The 15,131-nt window shown below is 69.3% G+C and carries 15 protein-coding genes; 12 read left to right on the top strand and 3 right to left on the bottom strand.

The window, feature by feature from the left end; all coding sequences use genetic code 11:
• Nucleotides 1-167: 167 nt before the first annotated feature.
• The 6 genes from Dfulv_RS14540 (at nucleotide 168) to Dfulv_RS14515 (ending at nucleotide 6,451) form a co-directional block, all read left to right on the top strand.
• Entirely contained in the window at nucleotides 168-1,802 is a 1,635-nt protein-coding gene (locus tag Dfulv_RS14540) for a (2,3-dihydroxybenzoyl)adenylate synthase (RefSeq protein ID WP_259863486.1), read from the top strand.
• A 143-nt stretch (nucleotides 1,803-1,945) separates the two neighbouring features.
• Nucleotides 1,946-3,199 (top strand): DegT/DnrJ/EryC1/StrS family aminotransferase, encoded by a 1,254-nt coding sequence (locus Dfulv_RS14535; protein WP_259863485.1) that lies wholly within the window; start codon nucleotides 1,946-1,948, stop codon nucleotides 3,197-3,199.
• Nucleotides 3,200-3,213: 14 nt separating this feature from the next.
• Nucleotides 3,214-3,432 (top strand): tautomerase family protein, encoded by a 219-nt coding sequence (locus tag Dfulv_RS14530; protein WP_259863484.1) that lies wholly within the window; start codon nucleotides 3,214-3,216, stop codon nucleotides 3,430-3,432.
• Nucleotides 3,429-4,106, top strand: a complete 678-nt coding sequence (locus Dfulv_RS14525; protein ID WP_259863483.1) for a DUF5819 family protein — start codon at nucleotides 3,429-3,431, stop codon at nucleotides 4,104-4,106. Before Dfulv_RS14530 ends, Dfulv_RS14525 begins: the two co-directional genes overlap by 4 nt.
• Nucleotides 4,094-5,110 (top strand): hypothetical protein, encoded by a 1,017-nt coding sequence (locus Dfulv_RS14520; protein ID WP_259863482.1) that lies wholly within the window; start codon nucleotides 4,094-4,096, stop codon nucleotides 5,108-5,110. The genes Dfulv_RS14525 and Dfulv_RS14520 overlap by 13 nt, the downstream gene beginning before the upstream one ends.
• Nucleotides 5,111-5,236: 126 nt before the next feature.
• Nucleotides 5,237-6,451 (top strand): acyl-CoA thioesterase/bile acid-CoA:amino acid N-acyltransferase family protein, encoded by a 1,215-nt coding sequence (locus Dfulv_RS14515; RefSeq protein WP_259863481.1) that lies wholly within the window; start codon nucleotides 5,237-5,239, stop codon nucleotides 6,449-6,451.
• Nucleotides 6,452-6,497: 46 nt separating this feature from the next.
• Here Dfulv_RS14515 and Dfulv_RS14510 read toward each other — a convergent pair whose 3' ends face one another.
• The 3 genes from Dfulv_RS14510 to Dfulv_RS14500 form a co-directional block, all read right to left on the bottom strand.
• Complete coding sequence (locus tag Dfulv_RS14510; protein WP_259863480.1) at nucleotides 6,498-6,761, bottom strand: hypothetical protein; 264 nt, start codon at nucleotides 6,759-6,761, stop codon at nucleotides 6,498-6,500.
• Nucleotides 6,762-6,780: 19 nt separating this feature from the next.
• Nucleotides 6,781-7,134 (bottom strand): hypothetical protein, encoded by a 354-nt coding sequence (locus Dfulv_RS14505; protein ID WP_259863479.1) that lies wholly within the window; start codon nucleotides 7,132-7,134, stop codon nucleotides 6,781-6,783.
• A 195-nt stretch (nucleotides 7,135-7,329) separates the two neighbouring features.
• Nucleotides 7,330-7,965: a TetR/AcrR family transcriptional regulator gene (locus Dfulv_RS14500; protein WP_259867681.1), complete on the bottom strand. Its 636-nt coding sequence runs from the start codon at nucleotides 7,963-7,965 to the stop codon at nucleotides 7,330-7,332.
• A gap of 88 nt (nucleotides 7,966-8,053) precedes the next feature.
• Between Dfulv_RS14500 and Dfulv_RS14495 the strand changes: the two genes are divergently transcribed.
• The 6 genes from Dfulv_RS14495 (at nucleotide 8,054) to Dfulv_RS14470 (ending at nucleotide 15,122) form a co-directional block, all read left to right on the top strand.
• Nucleotides 8,054-9,733, top strand: coding sequence for an amidohydrolase (locus Dfulv_RS14495; RefSeq protein WP_259863477.1), 1,680 nt, complete (start codon nucleotides 8,054-8,056; stop codon nucleotides 9,731-9,733).
• Between the two features lie 76 nt (nucleotides 9,734-9,809).
• Nucleotides 9,810-11,408, top strand: coding sequence for an ABC transporter substrate-binding protein (locus Dfulv_RS14490; protein ID WP_259863476.1), 1,599 nt, complete (start codon nucleotides 9,810-9,812; stop codon nucleotides 11,406-11,408).
• Between the two features lie 57 nt (nucleotides 11,409-11,465).
• Complete coding sequence (locus Dfulv_RS14485) at nucleotides 11,466-12,443, top strand: ABC transporter permease (RefSeq protein WP_259863474.1); 978 nt, start codon at nucleotides 11,466-11,468, stop codon at nucleotides 12,441-12,443.
• A complete protein-coding gene (locus Dfulv_RS14480) occupies nucleotides 12,440-13,330 on the top strand; it encodes an ABC transporter permease (RefSeq protein ID WP_259863473.1) in 891 nt (296 codons plus the stop codon). Before Dfulv_RS14485 ends, Dfulv_RS14480 begins: the two co-directional genes overlap by 4 nt.
• Nucleotides 13,327-14,178, top strand: coding sequence for an ATP-binding cassette domain-containing protein (locus Dfulv_RS14475; protein WP_259863471.1), 852 nt, complete (start codon nucleotides 13,327-13,329; stop codon nucleotides 14,176-14,178). The genes Dfulv_RS14480 and Dfulv_RS14475 overlap by 4 nt, the downstream gene beginning before the upstream one ends.
• Nucleotides 14,175-15,122 carry an ATP-binding cassette domain-containing protein gene (locus Dfulv_RS14470; RefSeq protein ID WP_259863470.1) on the top strand — a complete coding sequence of 316 codons (948 nt, stop codon included), beginning with the start codon at nucleotides 14,175-14,177 and terminating at the stop codon, nucleotides 15,120-15,122. Before Dfulv_RS14475 ends, Dfulv_RS14470 begins: the two co-directional genes overlap by 4 nt.
• The last annotated feature ends 9 nt before the right edge of the window (nucleotides 15,123-15,131 follow it).

Here is a 15,131-nt window from a genome sequence, read left to right as displayed (position 1 = left end):
TAGACGACACCCCCTAAAACAGTCCTTAAGAAGGGCTATTGAGGCGTTAACGCACGCCCTAAAGGACCAAATGACGATGGTTCCCTCGCCCATACCACTCAGTTACCATCACCCAGGCCATAAACCCAGAAGCCGTTGATTTCAATGACTGGAGAAAAGGACCGAGAATGCTGGACGGATGCGTTCCATGGCCGGAAGCGACCGCAGCGGCGTACCGGGAAGCCGGATTCTGGCGGGGAGAGACGCTCGGGAAGCTGCTGCGTGACTGGGCGCGGGCGTACGGCAGCCGGACGGCCCTCGTCGGCGGCGACCGGCGCTTCACCTATGCGGAGCTCGACGCGTGGGCCGACCGGCTGGCGGCGGGATTCGCGTCGCGGGGCATCCGCCGAGGCGAGCGGGTCGTGGTCCAGCTGCCCAACATCCCGGAGTTCGTCGCCGTCTGTTTCGGTCTCTTCCGGCTCGGCGCGCTACCCGTCTTCGCGCTCACGGCGCACCGGCGCCACGAAATCGGCCACCTCTGCGGGTACTCCGACGCCGTGGCCTACGTGGTGCCCGACATCCACCAAGGATTCGACCACCGCGAACTGGCCCAGGCGGTCCGCACCTCCGTCCCGAGCCTGCGCGAGGTGTTCGTCGCCGGCGATCCCGGCCCGCACAGCTCCCTCGACGAGCTGTCGAGCACGCCTGCCCCGACCCCCGTCCAAGACGCGCCGCTCGGCGCGGATCCGGGTGACGCCGCGTTCTTCCTCCTGTCCGGTGGCACGACCGCCCTCCCCAAGCTGATCCCGCGCACTCACGACGACTACGCCTACCAGATCCGCGCGGCTTCCGAGATCTGCGAGCTCGACGGCGACACGGTCTATCTCGCGGTGCTGCCGATCGAGTTCAACTTCACCTGGGGATGTCCGGGTGTGCTGGGCACGCTGAGTGCGGGCGGAACGGTCGTCCTGGCCAAAACGCCGAACCCCGACGAGTGCTTCGCGCTCATCGAGCGGGAGCGGGTCACCATCACCTCGTGCGTGCCGACCGTCGCCCACATGTGGCTGGACGCCGCCCGCTGGAGCGAACGGGATCTCAGCAGCCTGTCTGTCCTGCAGATCGGCAGTGCCAAGCTCCACCCCGAGGTGGCCGAACGCATCACGCCCGCCCTGGGCTGCCGGCTCCAACAGGTGTTCGGGATGGCCGAAGGGCTGCTCACCTTCACCCGCTACGACGACCCCCTCGACCGCGTGCTCACGACCCAGGGCCGCCCGATCTCGCCCGCCGACGAGATCCGCGTGGTGGACACCGAGGACCGGCCCGTGCGCCCGGGCGAGACCGGCGAGTTGCTGACCCGTGGCCCCTACACCCTGCGGGGGTACTACCGCGCCGAGGAACACAACGCCCGCGCCTTCACCGAGGACGGCTTCTATCGCACCGGCGACCTTGTGCGCTTCACGGACGACGGGGACATGGTGGTCCAGGGCCGTATCAAGGACGTCATCATCCGGGGCGGTGACAAGGTCTCGGCCACCGAGGTCGAAGGGCACCTGACCGCCGCGCACGATGGCATCCAGCAGGCCGCGGTGGTCCCGATGCCCGACGCGGTCATGGGCGAACGGGTCTGCGCATTCGTCGTTCTGGACGGCGAACCGCCCGCCGTCCCCGAGGTGAGGCGGCTCCTGCGCGCCCGCGGACTGGCGGAGTTCAAGCTGCCGGACCGGATCGAGGTGATCGACGTCTTCCCCCTGACCGGACTCGGCAAGGTCGACAAGAGGGCGCTCGCGGCGGAACTCGCCCAGCGCCTGGGGACCAGCGATTGACCGAGCCGGCCCGGCCCGAGTGCACCGCCCGGCCGGACTCGGCTCTCCTGCCATGCTCGGGCCCTCCGGCCTGTCAGGCGCGCACCAATCAGCCAACGTCCCGCATCACGCGGGACGCCCGTCCGTCATGGGGGTACTTCCGCATGCAGCAACGCTACGTCGTGCCCAGCGGTCGTCGAGGGAGCGTCATCGGCGACCGCGAACTGGGCGTTCTGGCGCGACTCGTCTCCTCCGACGCAACGCTCTCCGCCGGGGGGTGGCGGGAGGCGTTCGAGCAGGCCTTCGCCCGTCACGTCGGCGCCCGGCACGCCCTGTCGGTGACCAGCGGGACCGTGGCCCTCGAAATCGCCATCCGGTTGCTGGACCTGGCACCGGGCGACGAGGTGGTGGTGACACCGCAAACCTTCCAGGCAAGCATCCAGCCGCTGCTCGACAAGGACGTCGAGGTCAGGTTCTGTGACATCGACCCGCTCACCCTGAACATGGACCCGACGGCGCTGCAGTCGCTGATCACCGACCGGACACGGGCCGTGATCCTCGTCCACTACGGCGGCTGCCCGGCGGACATGGACGCGATCATGAAGATTGCCCGTCCTCGCGGTATCCCGGTCATCGAAGACAGCGCCCACGCGCTGGGCGCCACCTACCACGGCCGCCGACCCGGCTCGCTGGCCGACATCGCGACGTTCAGCTTCCACTCCACCAAGAACATCACCACCCTCGGCGAGGGCGGCATGATCACCCTGGATCGCGACGACTGGGCGAAGCGGGTGAGCCGATACCGGAACAACACGGTCGACGGCGACTACGTCCACCACAGCGACGCCGAGGAGATCCCCGGCGCACTGCCCTGGATGATGTTCTCCGACGAGATCTACGGCCGCGCCTGCGCCCGGATCCGCAACGCCGGCACGAACGCCACGCTGTCCGAGGCGGCGGCGGCGGTCGGCCTGTCGCAACTGGACCGGCTGGATGAGCTGGTGGAGCGTCGCCGGCTGATCGCCGGCCGGCTCGACGAGGTCGTCGCGGCGTTCCCCGGGGCCCAACCGCTCTATGCGCCGCGGGGCGTGAGCCACGCGTACCACCTCTACACCTTCCTCGCACACGATCGGAACATGCGTGACGCGCTGCTGCGGGAACTCGACGAGCGCGGCGTCGAGGTACAGCTGCGCTACTTTCCGCTCCACCTGACTCCGGAATGGCGCTTCCGCGGGCACGGCCCCGGCGAGTGCCCGGTCGCTGAACACCTCTGGTTCGAGCGGCACATGAACCTGCCCTGCCACCCGGGGCTGGTCGACTCCCAGGTGGACCACCTCGTCGACACCCTCGCTGCCGCTCTCACGGCCGTCACGGGCCCGGCCGCGAAACTCCGCGGCGGCGCAGCCGCCACCGTCTGACCAGAGGAGCATCCATGCCTTTCATCGAGGTCAAGATTCTCGACCGGCGCCTCACCGCGCGGACTCAAGAAGACCTGGCGGAACAGGTCACCCAGGCGGTGGTGAACGTGTTCGGCGAGGACATCCGGAGCCAGACGTGGGTGGTTCTCACCCCGGTTCCCGCCGACCGCTGGGCAATCGGGGGCGGCACCCTGCCCCGGCCCGCCGCGCAGGACGGCGAGCCGCGGCCGTGACGGATCCACGTGACGACGCACCCCGATGGAAGCTGCTGAGCACGGCCCTTCCGCCACTGCTCGGCCTGGCCTTCGTCGCCATGACACTCATCATCAACGGCCCGGCCTCGCCCGCCCGGACCGAGGCGTACAAGGCCGTCGCGCCCGCGGCCGACACCTACTTTCGGCAGAGCTGGCAGCTCCTCGCCCCGTACTCGGTGGACTACAACGGCGAGGTCTTCTTCCAGGTCGAGTACGAGAACGCAACCGGCACGCACACCACCGAGCCGATCTCGTTGTCCCGCAGGATGGCCGGCACCGCCCGCGAAGTGCGACTGGCCCCCAACCGCATGGGCGCAGTGGGTCTGTACCTCGCCGTCGAGCTGGGCAGTCTCCACGAACGGCAGGCGGCCGTCGACGAGGCGCGCAAGAAGGCCCTTTCCGACTTCGCCGGCCAGCAACGCGACCTCCAGGACCTGGTGGAGGCGGCGAAGACACACGCCGCCACTGTGCTGTCCCCCCTGGTGGACGAGATGCGCTTGGACGGCAAGGTCATCCGGCTTCGCGCGTACTACACGTACACACCCGTGCAGCGTTTCGACGTGCGCGACTCGAATGAGACTCCGAACTCCGAGGTGTTCGCCGACCTCGGCTGGTTCGACTACCGGTCTGGAGCCCAGCCATGGACAAGCTGAAGCAGGTCGCGACGGCCGCGCTCCGCGGACTCTCCAGCCGCCCGAGGTATCTCGTCGGCCTCTCGCTCTGCCGCCTTCTACTGGGGCTGAGCACAACACTGTACTACGTCTCGAACATCCCTTACCGCGAATTCCTCTGGGGCCCGAACAGTTACGCGAGTTTCGCGGCGTTCAAGGCATTGACCGCGGACAAGCACATCCTCTCGCTGTACGCACTCAGCGACAGCTCGGCCTGGTTCAACGTTGTCTACTTCGCCGGCTTGGCGACCTCGCTCGCCTGGACCGTCCTGGGCACACGAAGCCTGACGCTGGCGCACGCGGTGTTCATGATCTCCATCTACCATCGTAACTACACGATGTGGGAGGGCGGCGACGCGCTCACCCAGATTGTGTTGATCCTGCTGCTGGGCGCAACGGTGAACGCATACTTCAGCCCGTTGTCCAAGCGTGTCCGGGCCCGACTGGAGCAGCGTGCCGGCCGGCCACACCTGCGCACCTCGCTCCACAACACGGCCGCGGTGCTCATCGTCTTCCAGGCGTGCGTCGTTTACACCGTCTCCGGGCTGTGGAAGGTTGCCGCACCGCAGTGGGAGGAGGGCACCGCTCTCTACTACATCAGCCACGTCTGGCAGTACACCTACAGCTCCACCTTCACGTCGCTGACCAACAGCCTGCTGCTGACCACGTTCTTCACCTACTTCGCCATCATCGTGCAGCTGCTCGCCGCCCCGGCGGCGCTGACCTCGCGGCGCTGGTTCCGCGAATCGGTCGTCCTGAGCATCGCGGGGATGCACATCGGCATCATGGCCGGCATGGGCCTGATGACCTTCGGCTTCGCGATGATGGCCGTCGACGCCGTCATCCTGCGCGACTCCGACTACGAGACGCTGTTCCGCCGGATCCGCCAGCTGCGGACACGCATGCGGAGGAGAGCCGCGAAACACCGCGACGAAACTGCCCCGGCCGTCGACAAGCCCGCAGAAACAGCGGCACTCACGCCGTGACGTTACCGGACATGCGACGCTCACGTCCGCGTCTCGGAGTCCTTACATTCATGGTGGTTCAGCCGTTCCCGCGCGGCCAACGCGCGCACGCACCGGCCCGGATGATTGAGCTTTATCATGTATGGCGTGGGCGTTCGTCATTGGCTCGTCGGCCTGACCGCCGTCGTGATCGTGAGTGGTGGCGCCGCGGCGTGCTCAAAGCGGCATTCGACGCACGCCACGATCGACGTAGACGCCGCGGTCGCCCTGGCTGATCAGCCCGTCCATGTGCGGGTGTCCGGCCTGCGGGCCCGCGAGGCCGTCACCGTCGCGTCGCAGGCCGTCGACGCCCAGGGCCAGCGCTGGCACGGGGAGGCGACCTTCGCGGCGGACGGCGACGGCGTCGTTGACCTCGATCGGTCCGCGCCCGTGTCGGGCTCTTACGGCGGCGCCGACGGCATGGGCCTGTTCTGGTCGATGCGGCCGCCGACCGGCGATCCGGACGAGGCATGGTTCAGTCCCGGGCACCCCGAGACGGCCGGGACGTTCGAGGTCCGGTTGACCGTGACCGTGGCCGGCCGGGAGATCGCGGCGCGCACCTTGACCAGGCAGTGGACCACGACCGGTGTGACCCACCGCACCCTGACGCTCGGCGTCGACGGAGTGGCCGGAGTCCTGTTCCTGCCGCCCCCGGATGCCGTGCGCCGCCCCGGCGTGCTGCTGCTCGGCGGTTCCGAGGGCGGTGTCGGGCGGAAGTACGATGCGGCGCTGCTCGCCTCGCACGGCTACCCGGCGCTGGCGTTGGGCTACTTCGGTGTGCCCGGTCTGCCCACAAGCCTGCGCGACATACCGCTGGAGTACTTCGTGACGGCGGCGCGGCTCCTGCGCGCGCAGCCGGGAGCCGACCCCGGCGGGGTGGTGGTCAACGGCTACTCCCGCGGCTCCGAGGCGGCGCTGCTGCTGGCCGAGTCCTACCCCGACCTCGTCCGCGGCGCCATCTTGTACGCGCCCAATGACACCGTCTGGCCGGGCTTTCCCAACGGTGGCAACGCTTGGACCGTCGGCGGCGTCCCGGTGCCGCGGACCGCCATCCCGGTCACCCACGTGGCCGGTCCGGTCATTGCCATCGCCGGCGGCGAGGACCGGGTGTGGCGGTCCGCCGCGCAGGCGCAGCGGATCATGCAACGCCTCGACGACGCCCCCGTGACCGCCGCGCACCAGGCCCTGGTCTATCCGGACGCCGGCCACGGCGTCGGCAGCTTCCCGTATCTCGCCGCGGGCACAATGGGCGGCACCCGCGCCGCCGACGCCGCGGCCCGCAGCGACGGCTGGCCGAAGGTCCTCGCCTTCCTGGCCGCCTGAGCCGGGCCACCGATCGTGTACCGCGCCGTCGACCGGTGCGGCCAGGTCATCGACGTGCTCGTCTCAGCACGCCGGGACGCCGCCGCCCAGGTATTCCCGGCCGTCCTCGCACCGGCTCGGACCGATGCGCGGCCTTGGCCGCGCCGTAGGAGCCGGATCCGCCGCGGTGCGCGGCGATCGAGAACGAGTGCCAGTCGATCGAGCCGCCGGGATGCTCGGACGCGGTCAGGGTGGTGCCGGCGGTGGCCACCACGGCCATGCTCGAGGCGGCCGAACGCTCGGCCCGAGACATGGCGGCGGTGACCGTCACCGAACCCTGCCGGTGATGCTCAGGGGCAGGAGCCGGAGAGGTATCCGTCGAGGTAGCCCTCGTAGATCCAGCCCCAGTTGGTGTAGGTCCACCAGTTGCCCGTCGACTCGTTGAACCAGCTGCACCACTTGTAGACCGTGGTGCCGTACTTGACGTAGTCGGTGACGGGACACGCGGCGGCCGGGCCGTTGTGCACCGCCGCCTTGGGCGACTTGAGCACCTTCGCCTCGGTCGGGCCGAATCCGCCGCCGCTGATCCTCGGGCACGACGCCGCCACGGCCGCCGAAGCGGCCGGAGCCTGCACGACCAATCCGCCGATCGCGATGAGCAGCGCGGTGATGACCGCTGCTGCCCGGGCCGACGTCCACCTCATGGTGCCTCCCGTAGTCCGTTCGAACGATGCGCCCACCATGCACAGTCGTGATTGGAAGAACCTTGGGAGAATCTTGAATCGGCGGTCCCACCGTGCGTCACGCGCGGTCGGTCGGTTGCCCGTCTGGATTCGGCACGTCCCTGATCAGCTGGAGTTGTGGTTCACGCGGCCCGCCGGCGCTGTGCCAGAACGACGTCACGCCGGCACGGACCGTTTCATCCCTGAACACAGCAACGCCACCAGCCGCTGGAACGCGTGGTCGAGATCCAGTCCCGCCGGTTGACCGCGGTCGGCCTCCAGGACGCAGAACCCGTGCACTGCGCTGCGGAAGGCCCACGCCGCCTCCATGGCTTCCGGATCCGGCAAGCCGTAACCGGCGACAACCGCTCGCACGATCGAGACGATCCCCTCGACGGCAGCAGTGAGCTGGGCATCGCCGCTCATCGGCACGCGGTCGGTCGCGGCATACAGACCCCGATGCTCGGCGACGAAGGCCCGCCAGGCTTGCGCCATGGCCATCACCGCGTCGTCGCAGGACCTGCCGAGTGCCGCGTCGCGCAGAGCGTCGGCCAGCATTCGTCGAGCCAGCAGGGCCAACTCCCGGCGCACGTCGTCGACCCCGTTGACGTGGTTGTACAGCGCAGACTGTCCGACGCTCATTTCGTGGGCGACAGCGGTGAGGCTCAGTGCGTCCAGCCCGTCGCGATCGACCAGGACCGCCGCGCACGAGATCACACGATCGCGGCTGAGGGGCTTCCGTGACATGACGCTGATACTATATCGTCTCCAGTGATAGTCCATCACATATCGGTGAATGACTATCATCACCATGGCCTTCACAGGGCACGAGAACCGCCGCAGCCATCCCCGCGGCGGTCGCAGTAGCCGTCATCAGCGCCGCTCCGGGAGTCATGTCACCGTGTCGACGAACAACGCCCCTGAGGGATCGTCCAGCAGCTCGCGAACCGCGCCCGCCACCCGCGCGGCCGCCGATCTCGTGCTGTTCGGCGGCACGGTGCTGACCCAAGATCCGGGCCGGCCGCGGGCCGCGGCGGTCGCGGTTGCCGGGAACACGATCCTGGACGTCGGCGACGACGCCGCGATGCTGGCGCTGGCCGCACCGGACGCCCGGCTGATCGACCTCGGCGGCCGCACCGCGCTGCCCGGCTTCATCGAGACGCACACCCACCCGTATTTCTACGGCGTCAGGCTGGATGCTTCGGTGGATGCCACGACCCGTCCCGGTGAGAGCGTCGGCGACCTGGTCGAGCGGGTCCGTGAGGGCATACGGTGCGTCCCGGCCGGCGAGTGGGTCGTGGCCCACGGCTACGACGACACGCTGCTGGCCGAGGGCCGGCATCCGACCCTGGCCGATCTCGATCCGGTGAGCGCGGACCATCCGGTTGTCCTGCATCACGTGTCCGGGCACATCTGCGTGGTCAACAGCGTCGCCTTGCGCGCGGTCGGGTTCGCCGACGCGAGCGCCGACCCACCCGGTGGGCTGATCGGCCGGGACGAGCACGGCCGCCCGAACGGCGTGCTCTACGAGGCAGCTGCCTTCGCGGTCAACGGTTGCGTGCCACCGCCGGACGCCGAGTCCGTGCAACGCCGGCTACGGCTGGCCGGGGAGGCGTTCCTGGCAGCCGGCATCACCTGCGTGCACGACGCCGCTATCGGCGGGCTCGGCGGCACCGCCGAGCTCGACCACTACCGTCTTGCACAGGACACCGGGCGGCTGCGGACCCGGATCCGCGGCTACCTGTTCCACCCGCGGTGGAGCCGGCTGATCCCGGATCGGCTGACGCCGAACGACTTCGCCGGCCCGGATCCCGATCTGCTACGGGTCGCCGGCGTCAAGATCGTCGCCGACGGCAGCATCCAGGGGCGTACCGCGCGGCTCACCGGCGGCTATCACCCGGGCTGTGCGGAGGACGGGATGCTGCTGCTGCCGCCGGAGCAGCTGACCGAAACCGTGGGTGCGTTGAGCGAGCTGGGCTGGCAGGTGGCGGTGCACGGCAACGGGGACGGCGCCATCGACGCGATCCTGGACGCGTTCGAAGGGCCGGCCGGAGTCGACAACCCGCTGCGGCACCGCATCGAGCACTGCCAGACGGTCCGGGACGACCAGCTGGACCGGATCGCCCGCCACCGGATCCTCGTCTCGTTCTTCGTCAAGCACGTGCACTACTGGGGCGATCGGCACCGCGACCTGTTCCTGGGGCCGGAACGGGCCGCGCGGATCAGCCCGCTGGCGGGCGCGGACGCACGTGGCATCAGGTTCGCCCTGCACTCCGACGCCCCGGTCACCCCGCCGCCACCGCTGGAAGGGATCTGGTGTGCCGCGAGCCGGCGCACCTCCGGCGGCGCCGTGCTGGGCGCCGACCAGGCGGTCCCGGCCGGGCGGGCGCTGCGTGGCTACACCTCTGACGCGGCGTACTTCAGTTTCGACGAGGACCGGCTCGGCCGGTTGCGCCCCGGCTACCTCGCTGACATCGCCGTGTTGGCCGCCGATCCGACCGCTGGCGACCCGATGTCGGTACGGGACATCGGCGTCGACACCACCATCGTCGGCGGCCAGGTCGCCTACCAGCGCTCCTGACCCGCGCCGACCGCCCGTACCACCATTTCCGCACCCCCCGCCGCTCACGCCGGTCCGGAAAGGACGACACGAACTGATGAAACGTAGATTGGCAGCATTACTCTGCACTGTGGCCCTGTTCGCCAGCGCCTGCGGTGGGACGGCATCGCCGCAGGGTCAGGCCGGCGGGGCCGGCGACACCCTGATCATCGGCGGGCCGCTTGAGCCGCGCACCCTCAACCCGGCGGTGCAGTCCGGGATGGTCACCGCGCTGCCGGGGGCGCAGCTGTTCGCCAGTCCGATCCGGTATGGCAAGGACTTCACGCCGCTGCCGTATCTGGCCAAGAGCTGGGAGTTCTCCGCTGATCAGCTGTCGCTGACCCTGCATCTGGTGAGCGGCGCGACCTTCCACGACGGCACGCCGATCACCTCGGCGGACGTGGCGTTCTCGCTGGAGACGGTGAAGAAGTACCACTCGTTCGGCACGGCGATGTTCGGCTCGGTGAGCTCGGTCGAGACACCGGACAAGGAAACGGCCGTCATCAAGCTGTCCAAGCCGACGCCCGCGCTGCTGCTGTCGATGTCGCCGGCGCTGCTGCCGATCATTCCCAAGCACGTCTACGGCGACGGGCAGGACCTGGCCAAGCACCCCCGAAATGTCAAGGACGTCGTCGGTTCCGGGCCCTTCAAGCTCAAGGAGTTCACCGCCGGCAACCGGATCGTGCTGGAGCGCAACGACTCCTTCTTCCTTCAGGATCGCGCGAAGCTCAAGCAGCTGATCGTGAAGTTCTACCCGAACTCCGCCGCGACCACGACAGCGTTGGAGGCCGGCGAGATCGGGATGGAGATCTCCTACGACCCGGTGGACGCCGCCCGGCTGGCGAAGAACTCGAAGCTGACCGTGGCCACGTCGGGCTACGAGGCAGCCGGAGCGCTGAACTGGCTGGAGCTGAACACCAAGAACCAGTACCTGAAGGATCTCAAGGTCCGGCAGGCTGTCGCGCACGCGGTGGACGTCGACTTCATCGTCAACCAGTTGCACTCCGGCATTCCGGAGGTGGCACCGGGGCCGATCCACCCGGGCAGCCCGTTCTTCAGCAAGGACCTGGTGAGCTACAACCACGACACGGCCAAGGCCGCCGCGCTGCTGGACGAGGCCGGCTTCCCGGCCAAGGCCGGTGGCACCCGGTTCTCGTTGCGGATCGACTACAACCCCGGCAACGACGTGACCGGCAAGAACGTGGCCGAGGCGATCGCCTCGCAGCTCGGCAAGGTCGGCATCAAGGTCGAGGTGCGCAACGCCCCCGACTTCGCCACCTGGTCCGAGCGGGTCTCCAAGTACGACTTCGACCTGACCGTCGACACCGTCTACAACTGGGGGGACCCGACCATCGGGGTGAGCCGGACCTACGTGTGCGACAACATCAAGCCCGGAGTGGTCTGGGTGAACATGGCGCAGTACTGCAACCCCGCAGTGGACCAACTGTTCGCCTCGGCCGCGCAGGAGATGGACGTCGAGAAGCGCAAGCAGCTGTACCGCGACGTCCAGCGACAGATCACCACCGACCTGCCGGTGGTGTACATCGAGACGCAGCCGATCGTGAACATCTACAGCAAGGCGTACACCGGCATGCCGGACGGGATCTGGGGCGCGATGGCCCCGCTCCTGGAGGCGACCGGGACGCAGGCCGGCTGATCCAGCCCGGGCCGGCGGCCGTCGCCCGCCGGCCCGGCCCAACCTCGAAGGACAGACATGTTGCTCGCCGGGCTCCGGCGGCTGGCCAACGCGGTCGCGCTGATCGTCGCCGTCGTCCTGCTGAACTTCCTGCTCATCCATCTCGCCCCGGGAGATCCGGCGGTGGTACTGGCCGGGGAGTCCGGCGGGACCTCCCCGGAGACGCTGGCGGCGATCCGGCACGCGTACGGCTTGGACCGGCCGTTCCTGACGCAGCTGCTCAGTTATCTCGGCCAGGTGTTCCGCGGCGACCTCGGCCACTCGTACTATTTCGACGCCTCGGTGACCTCGTTGATCGGGCAGCGCCTCGGCCCGACGTTGCTGCTGTCGGTGTCGGCGATGCTGTTCGCGCTGGTGCTCGGCACCGTGCTGGGGGTGAGCGCGGCACGCAGGCCGAACGGCGCCTACGGCAGTGGCATCACGGTGCTGTCGGTCGTCGGCTTCGCGATGCCGGCCTTCTGGCTGGGCAGCCTGCTGGTGCTGCTCTTCGGGTTGCGGCTGGGCATCTTCCCCACCGCCGGCATGGAGAGCCCGATTCCGCAGACCGGCTTCTTCGCCCGGATGGTGGACATCGGCCAGCACCTGGTCCTGCCGACGGTCTCCCTGGGCCTGGTCTACCTGGCGCTGTACAGCCGGACGGCCAAGGCGAGCATGGTCGACGTGCTGGGCTCGGACTACATCCGGACCGCTCGCGCGAAGGGCGTAGGGCCCGGCATCGTGACGTTCAAGCACGCCTTCCGCAACGCGCTGATTCCGGTGGTGACCGTCGCCGGCCTGCAGACCGGGGCGCTCCTGTCCGGCGCGGTACTGGTGGAGATCGTCTTCAACTGGCCCGGCCTGGGCCGGCTGGCGCTGGACTCCATCCTGCGCCGCGACACCCCGGTGCTGCTGGGCATCCTCGTCGTCTCGTCGGTGGTCGTGATCGTGGCGAACCTGCTCACCGATCTCACCTACCGGCTGATCGATCCCCGAATCCGGACCGGAGTGGCTCGATGACCGACACGATGCTCCCGCGCCCGACCGCCCGACGCGCCGGCTCCCCCGCTCGGCAGGGTTCGGTGCTCGCGGCGCTCCTGCGCAGCCCGGTCGGGCTGGCGGGAATACTGCTGCTGGCGATCTGTCTGCTGGCGACGGTGTTCGGGCCGATGCTCTACCCCGTCGACCCGGTCGAGATCGTCGGCCGGCCGCTGCAACCGCCAGGAGCACCGGGCGCCCCGTCGCTGGGGACCGACGAGGTGGGCCGGGACATGCTGGCCGGCCTGCTGAACGGCGGGCGCGTGACCCTGCTGGTCGGCGTGGCCGCAGCGGCCCTCTCCACGCTCATCGGCGTGGTGATCGGCGGCCTGGCCGGATACCTCGGCGGCTGGATCGACTCGGCGCTGATGCGGTTCACCGAGTTCTTCCAGGTACTGCCGATCCTGCTGTTCGCGATGGTGCTGGTGACGCTGTTCCAGCCGAGTGTCGGCATGCTGTCGTTCGCCATCGGCATCGTCGCCTGGCCCGGAACGGCGCGGATCACCCGTGCCGAGTTCATGCGTATCCGCACGCTGGACTACGTGCGGGCGGCTCGGGCAATCGGCACCCGGAACCTGCGGATCATGGTTCGGCTGGTACTGCCGAACGCACTGCCGCCGATCATCGTGATCTCCACTCTGGTCGTCGGCTCGGCGATGCTGTTCGAGTCGGGGCTGAGCTTCCTGGGGCTGGGCGCCCCGGGCACCGTCAGCTGGGGCACGATGCTCGGCGACAACCGGGACAAGCTGGCGATCGCCTGGTGGACGGTCACCCTGCCCGGAGCCGCCATCTTCCTGGCCGTGCTGAGCATCAGCCTGATCGGTGACGGCCTCAACGACGCGCTGAACCCGAAACGGCGCAAGCGATGACGGCGCCGATCCTGACCGTGGAGTCACTCGGCGTGACGTTCGGCGGTGGTACGCCCGCCGTAAGGGACCTGTCCTTCGACCTGTACCCCGGGGAGACGCTGGCGGTGGTGGGTGAGTCGGGATCCGGTAAGTCGGTGACCTCGCTGGCCGTCATGGGCCTGCTGGACGACTCGGCAACGGTGACCGGCCGGGCCGTATACGTGGACGCGGCCGGCAGCCGGGTCGAGCTGCTCGGCCTCGGCGAGAGGTCGCTGCGCCGCCTGCGCGGCAACGAGATCTCGATGATCTTCCAGGAGCCGATGACCGCGCTGAACCCGGTGCTCACCGTGGGCGAGCAGATCGCCGAGGCACTCCGGCTGCACCGAGGGGCGTCCCGGCGGGTGGCCCGGACGGCCGCTGTCGAGGCCATGGAGCAGGTGCGGATCCCGGATCCGGCACGCCGCAGCAGACAGTACCCGCATGAGCTGTCCGGCGGGATGCGACAGCGGGTGATGATCGCCATGGCCATGGTGTGCCGGCCGCGGATCCTGATCGCCGACGAGCCGACAACCGCGCTGGACGTGACGATCCAGTCGCAGATCCTCGGCCTGCTCGCCGACCTGAAGGACGAGACCGGGACCTCGGTGGTGCTGATCACCCACGACATGGGCGTGGTGGCCGAGATGGCCGACCGGGTGGTGGTGATGCAACAGTCCCGGCTGGTCGAGCGGGGAACGGTGAGCGAGGTCTTCCGCAATCCGCGCGAGCCCTACACCCGGGCGTTGCTCGACGCGGTGCCGCGGCTCGGCGCGATGGCCGGCATCGATCACCCGCTGCCGTTCCCGCTCGGCAGCGAGGAGGAGCGATGAAGCCGATTCTGGAACTGACCGACGTCGTCAAGCGCTTCCCGCTACACGGCGGAAGCGCGGTGCACGCGGTCGAGCATGTGTCGCTGTCGGTGCCGTCAGGCCGGACGGTGGCGTTGGTCGGCGAGAGCGGGTGCGGCAAGTCGACGCTGGCGAACCTGGCGATGCGGCTGGACAAGCCGGACTCCGGTTCGATCGTCCTGGACGGCGTGGATATCACCCACCTGCGTTCGCGGGCGCTGCGCCCGCACCGGCGGAAGATCCAGATGGTCTTCCAGGACCCGTTCGCCAGCCTCAACCCGCGCGCGGCGGTGGGCAACTCGGTGGCCGAACCGTTGCGGGTGCACGGAACACCGGGCGGTGCGACGCACGAGGATCGGGTCGCCGAGCTGTTCCGGCTGGTCGGTCTGGACCCGTCGGACATGGCGAAGTACCCGCACCAGTTCTCCGGCGGCCAGCGGCAGCGGGTGTGCATCGCCCGGGCGCTGGCGTCCGAACCGTCGCTGGTCGTGGCGGACGAGGCGACCTCGGCGCTGGACGTGTCGGTGCGGGCCCGCGTGCTCAACCTCTTCATGGAACTGCAGGAGAAGCTCGGCATCGCCTACCTCTTCGTGAGTCATGACCTGGCGGTGGTCGAGCGGGTGGCGCACCAGGTGGCGGTGATGCGGCTGGGCCAGATCGTAGAGTTCGGGTCCCGGCAGGACATCTTCACCGACCCGCGGCATCCGTACACACGGCGACTGCTGGAGGCGGTGCCGGTGGCCGACCCTGACCGCCGCCGGACGCGAGACCGCAGCAACGATGAGCTGGTCAGCCCGGTCCGGCCGCGTGGCAGCAGCCCCGAACGGGTGACGATGCATGAAGTGTCGCCCGGACACTGGGTGGCCGAGCCGGCAGGCAGGCACCGGCCCTCCGCCGATGCGCCCGCCCGCCACACCATCGAGTAAGGCGACGGA

This window comes from Dactylosporangium fulvum (assembly GCF_025137375.1).
GTDB lineage: Bacteria > Actinomycetota > Actinomycetes > Mycobacteriales > Micromonosporaceae > Dactylosporangium > Dactylosporangium fulvum.
Note: the sequence above shows the minus strand (reverse complement) of the source record. Positions and strands in the feature narration are given on the sequence as shown.

What these genes read in the sequence shown, in the direction of transcription:
- Dfulv_RS14500 (WP_259867681.1), bottom strand. Translation starts at nt 7,965, where the DNA reads ATGGTGATGATAGTCATTCACCGATATGTGATGGACTATCACTGGAGA.
- Dfulv_RS14485 (WP_259863474.1), top strand. Translation starts at nt 11,466, where the DNA reads ATGTTGCTCGCCGGGCTCCGGCGGCTGGCCAACGCGGTCGCGCTGATC.
- Dfulv_RS14540 (WP_259863486.1), top strand. Translation starts at nt 168, where the DNA reads ATGCTGGACGGATGCGTTCCATGGCCGGAAGCGACCGCAGCGGCGTAC.
- Dfulv_RS14535 (WP_259863485.1), top strand. Translation starts at nt 1,946, where the DNA reads ATGCAGCAACGCTACGTCGTGCCCAGCGGTCGTCGAGGGAGCGTCATC.
- Dfulv_RS14480 (WP_259863473.1), top strand. Translation starts at nt 12,440, where the DNA reads ATGACCGACACGATGCTCCCGCGCCCGACCGCCCGACGCGCCGGCTCC.
- Dfulv_RS14470 (WP_259863470.1), top strand. Translation starts at nt 14,175, where the DNA reads ATGAAGCCGATTCTGGAACTGACCGACGTCGTCAAGCGCTTCCCGCTA.
- Dfulv_RS14530 (WP_259863484.1), top strand. Translation starts at nt 3,214, where the DNA reads ATGCCTTTCATCGAGGTCAAGATTCTCGACCGGCGCCTCACCGCGCGG.
- Dfulv_RS14505 (WP_259863479.1), bottom strand. Translation starts at nt 7,134, where the DNA reads ATGAGGTGGACGTCGGCCCGGGCAGCAGCGGTCATCACCGCGCTGCTC.
- Dfulv_RS14475 (WP_259863471.1), top strand. Translation starts at nt 13,327, where the DNA reads ATGACGGCGCCGATCCTGACCGTGGAGTCACTCGGCGTGACGTTCGGC.
- Dfulv_RS14490 (WP_259863476.1), top strand. Translation starts at nt 9,810, where the DNA reads ATGAAACGTAGATTGGCAGCATTACTCTGCACTGTGGCCCTGTTCGCC.
- Dfulv_RS14520 (WP_259863482.1), top strand. Translation starts at nt 4,094, where the DNA reads ATGGACAAGCTGAAGCAGGTCGCGACGGCCGCGCTCCGCGGACTCTCC.